The sequence below is a fragment of the Kitasatospora sp. NPDC001539 genome, from assembly GCF_040298565.1.
Taxonomy (GTDB): Bacteria; Actinomycetota; Actinomycetes; order Streptomycetales; family Streptomycetaceae; genus Kitasatospora.
The window spans coordinates 1-3,922 of sequence record NZ_JBEPAK010000400.1; the positions used below are offsets into that span (position 1 = coordinate 1).

Annotated in this window: 2 protein-coding genes; both read right to left on the reverse strand. The window is 73.5% G+C overall.

The genetic code is table 11. The features are described from left to right. Positions 1-124: 124 nt before the first annotated feature. Entirely contained in the window at positions 125-805 is a 681-nt protein-coding gene (locus ABT247_RS32400) for a response regulator (protein ID WP_350749961.1), read from the reverse strand. A gap of 204 nt (positions 806-1,009) precedes the next feature. Next, the gene (locus ABT247_RS32405; protein ID WP_350749964.1) at positions 1,010-3,601 is read right to left on the reverse strand and encodes a sensor histidine kinase; all 2,592 of its coding nucleotides are present in this window, start codon (positions 3,599-3,601) and stop codon (positions 1,010-1,012) included. Positions 3,602-3,922: the final 321 nt, after the last annotated feature.

Sequence of the window (3,922 nt, forward strand, 5' to 3'; positions counted from 1 at the left end):
GGTACTAAACCGCGCGGAAAGCGCCCGGGGGGGGGCCCCCTGTTGTACCCCCCACTCTGGGGGGCTGGGACCGGTTTGCCGGCCCCCCGGCCCCCGCCCGCGGGGCCCCGGGGCGCGCCCGCGGTCAGCCCTCGAAGCGGTATCCCATGCCCGGTTCGGTGATGAAGTGGCGCGGGTGCGAGGGGTCCCGCTCGAGCTTCCGGCGCAGCTGGGCGAGGTAGACCCGCAGGTAGTTGGTCTCGGTGCGGTACGCCGGGCCCCACACCTCCTGGAGCAGCTGGGTCTGGCTGACCAGTCGGCCGGCGTTGCGGACCAGCACCTCCAGCAGGTGCCATTCGGTGGGCGTGAGGCGTACGTCGGTGCCGTCCCGGTTGACCTTCTTGGCGGCGAGGTCGACGGTGAAGCTCTCGGTGACGACCAGCGAGTCGTCCTCGCCCGCCACCGGCTCGGCCCGGCGCACGGCGGCGCGCATCCGGGCGAGCAGCTCGTCCATGCCGAACGGCTTGGTGACGTAGTCGTCGGCGCCGGCGTCCAGGGCCTCGACCTTCTCGTCGGAGGCGTGCCGGGCCGACAGCACGATGATCGGCACCCGGGTCCAGCCGCGCAGACCGCGGATCACCTCGACGCCGTCCATGTCGGGCAGGCCCAGGTCCAAGACGACCACGTCCGGGTGGCGGGCGGCGGCCAGCTCCAGCGCGCTCGCGCCGTCGTGGGCCGCGTCGACCTCGTACTTGCGGGCCTTGAGGTTGATCACCAGCGCGCGGACGATCTGCGGTTCGTCGTCCACGACGAGGACCCGGGTCATGTGCGGGCTCCGCCTTTCAGGGCTGTCGGACTATCAGGGCTGTCGGATCTTTCGGACTGTTCGGCTCGGCCGGAGCCGCGACCCGCGGTGCCGGGCCAGCCAGGGCACGGACCGTGCGCCACCAGGGCACGGACCGTGCGCCGCGGGGACGAGGGGCGGGTGGTGCGCCGCGGAGGCGAAGGGCAGGTGGTGCGCCGCGGCGCCTCATGTGATCAGCTGCGACAGCGGGCCGTCGCCGTCCCCGATCGGCTCCTCCGGTTCGGGCGGCCGTTCGACGGCGGGCAGGCTGACGACCATCGTGAGACCGCCACCGGGGGTGTCCTCGGCGGTGACGGTGCCGTCCATCGCCTCGACGAAGCCGCGTGCCACCGCCAGTCCCAGGCCCACGCCGGCGCCGCGCGGCGCGTCCCCGTACCGCTGGAACGGCGCGAAGATCCGCTCCTTGGCGTCCTCGGGCACCCCCGGCCCGCGGTCCACGATCCGCAGCTCGACCCGGCCCGGCCCGCCCGGCTGCTCCAACGCGTCCGCCTTGACCAGTACCTTGACGCCGTCCGGGCTGTACTTGACGGCGTTCTCGACCAGGTTGGCCAGCGCGCGCTCCAGCAGCCCGCCGTCGGCCCGGACCATCGGCAGGGTCTCCGGGACCTCCAGCCGGACGGACTCCGGGGCCACTCCGCCCAGCGCCCACGGCACGACCTCGTCCAGGTCGGTCTCCTGGATCAGCGGGGTGACGGTGCCGGTCTGCAGCCGGCTCATGTCCAGCAGGTTGTTGATCAGGTGGTCCAGCCGGTCGGCCCCCGCCTCGATGCCGGCCAGCAGCTCGGCCTCGTCCTCCGGGTCCCACTCCACGTCGGCCGAGCGCAGCGAGGTCACCGAGGCCTTGATGCCGGCCAGCGGGGTGCGCAGGTCGTGCGAGACGGCGGCCAGCAGGGCGGTGCGGATCCGGTTGCCCTCGGCCTCCCGGCGGGCCGCGGCGGCCTCCCGGGCCAGCCGGCGGCGCTCCAGCACGACCGCGGCCTGGGCGGCGAAGGCACCCAGCAGCCGCCGGTCCTCCCCGGGCAGCACCCGGCCGCGCAGCACCAGGGCCAGGCTCTCCCCGACCGGCACGTCCACGTCGGCCTCCTCGGGCCGCTGCGGCGGGTGCGGGCCGGCGGTGGCGACCGGCGTCCAGGCGGCCATCCGCTCCGGGCGCTCCAGCAGCGCGGCGCTCTCCTGCCCGAACGTCTCCCGCGCCTGCTCCATCAGCGCCGTCAGCACCCCGTCCCCGTTCGGCGCACCGCGCAGGACCGTGCCGGCCAGCGCGCTGATCGTCTGCGCCTCGGCCTGGGCGCGGGCCGCCTGGTGGGTGCGGCGGGCCGCCAGGTCCACCACGGAGGCGACCGAGCAGCCGACGACGGTGAATATCGCCACCGCCATGATGTTCTGCGGCTCGTTGATGGTGAAGGTGTGCAGCGGCGGGGTGAAGTAGTAGTTCAGCACCGAGGAGCCGACCAGCGCCGATCCGATCGACGGCAGCAGCCCGCCGACCAGCGCCGCGCAGACCGTCAGCGACAGGAACAGCAGCATGTCCGTGGACAGGCCCAGCCCGCCGACCGCGGTCAGCACGAGCGCCAGCACCGGCGGACCGGCCAGCCCGATCAGCCAGCCCGCGATCGTCCTGGTGCGGCCCAGGTCGGTGATCCGGCGGACGGGCACCGGGCCGCGCCGCCCGTGCCCGGCGTGCTCGTGGGTGACCATGTGGACGTCGATGTCCCCGGCCTTCTGGGTGACCGTGGTGCCGACGCCCGGCCCGTACAGGAACTGCCAGCCGGGCCTGCGGCTCGTGCCCAGCACGATCTGGGTCGCGTTCACGCCGCGGGCGAAGTCCAGCAGTCCGGCCGCGGGATCGTCCCCCAGGACGTTGTGGAAGGAGCCGCCGAGGCTCTCCACCAGCGCGCGCTGCTCGATCAGCGTCTGGGGCGAGCCCGAGCCCGCCAGGCCGTCCGAGCGGGAGATGTGGACCGCGAGCAGTTCACCGCCGGAGACGCGGGCCGCGATCCGGGCGGCCCGGCGGATCAACGTCGCCCCCTCGGGGCCGCCGGTCAGGCCGACCACGATCCGTTCGCGGGCCTGCCAGGTGCCCACGATGCCCTGCTCGGCGCGGTACTTCTGCAGGTACTCGTCCACCCGGTCGGCGGTCCACAGCAGCGCCAGTTCGCGCAGCGCGGTCAGGTTGCCCGGGCGGAAGTAGTTGGCGAGCGCGGCGTCGATCTTCTCCGGCGCGTACACGTTGCCGTGCGCCAGCCGTCGCCGCAGCGCCTGCGGGGACATGTCGACCAGCTCGATCTGGTCCGCCCGGCGGACCACCTCGTCCGGGACGGTCTCGCGCTGACGCACGCCGGTGATGCCCATGACGGCGTCGCCCAGCGACTCCAGGTGCTGGACGTTGACGGTGGAGATCACGTCGATCCCGGCCGCCAGCAACTCCTCGACGTCCTGCCAGCGCTTCTCGTTGCGGCAGCCCGGGACGTTGGTGTGGGCCAGTTCGTCGACCAGCGCGACCTGCGGGTGGCGGGCCAGGACGGCGTCCAGGTCCATCTCGGAGAACCTGGCGCCCCGGTGCACCACCTGCTGCCGCAGCACGACCTCGAGCCCGGCGACGAGGTCCGCGGTCCGCCGGCGGCCGTGGTCCTCCACGAACGCCACCACGACGTCCGTGCCGCGCTCCCGCCGCCGGTGCGCCTCCGCGAGCATGGCGCACGTCTTGCCGACCCCGGGGGCCGCCCCGAGGTAGATGCGCAGCCTGCCACGTCCCATGTGCACCATTCTTGATCCGGCCCCGTCCGGCGGCCATCCCCGGACACCTGTTCCCGTCCCCTTCGAGACTACGGCGTGAGAGGCGATTTTCCGCTGATCAGTGCGCTGATCACGTGGTTTTAGCGGCATATTGACGGGAGAGCAGCCACTCGGCGGGGATCCTGCAGGGCAGCGCGCCGCCCCTGGTCAGCCGGCCCTGCGCGGGACTCCTCCGGTACTCCGGCCGATTCCCACCGTGTCCCGGAAATGCGAAAAGGCCCCGCCCGGGAACCCGGGCAGGGCCTTCTCAGAAGAATTGTTCGGCGGCGTCCTACTCTCCCA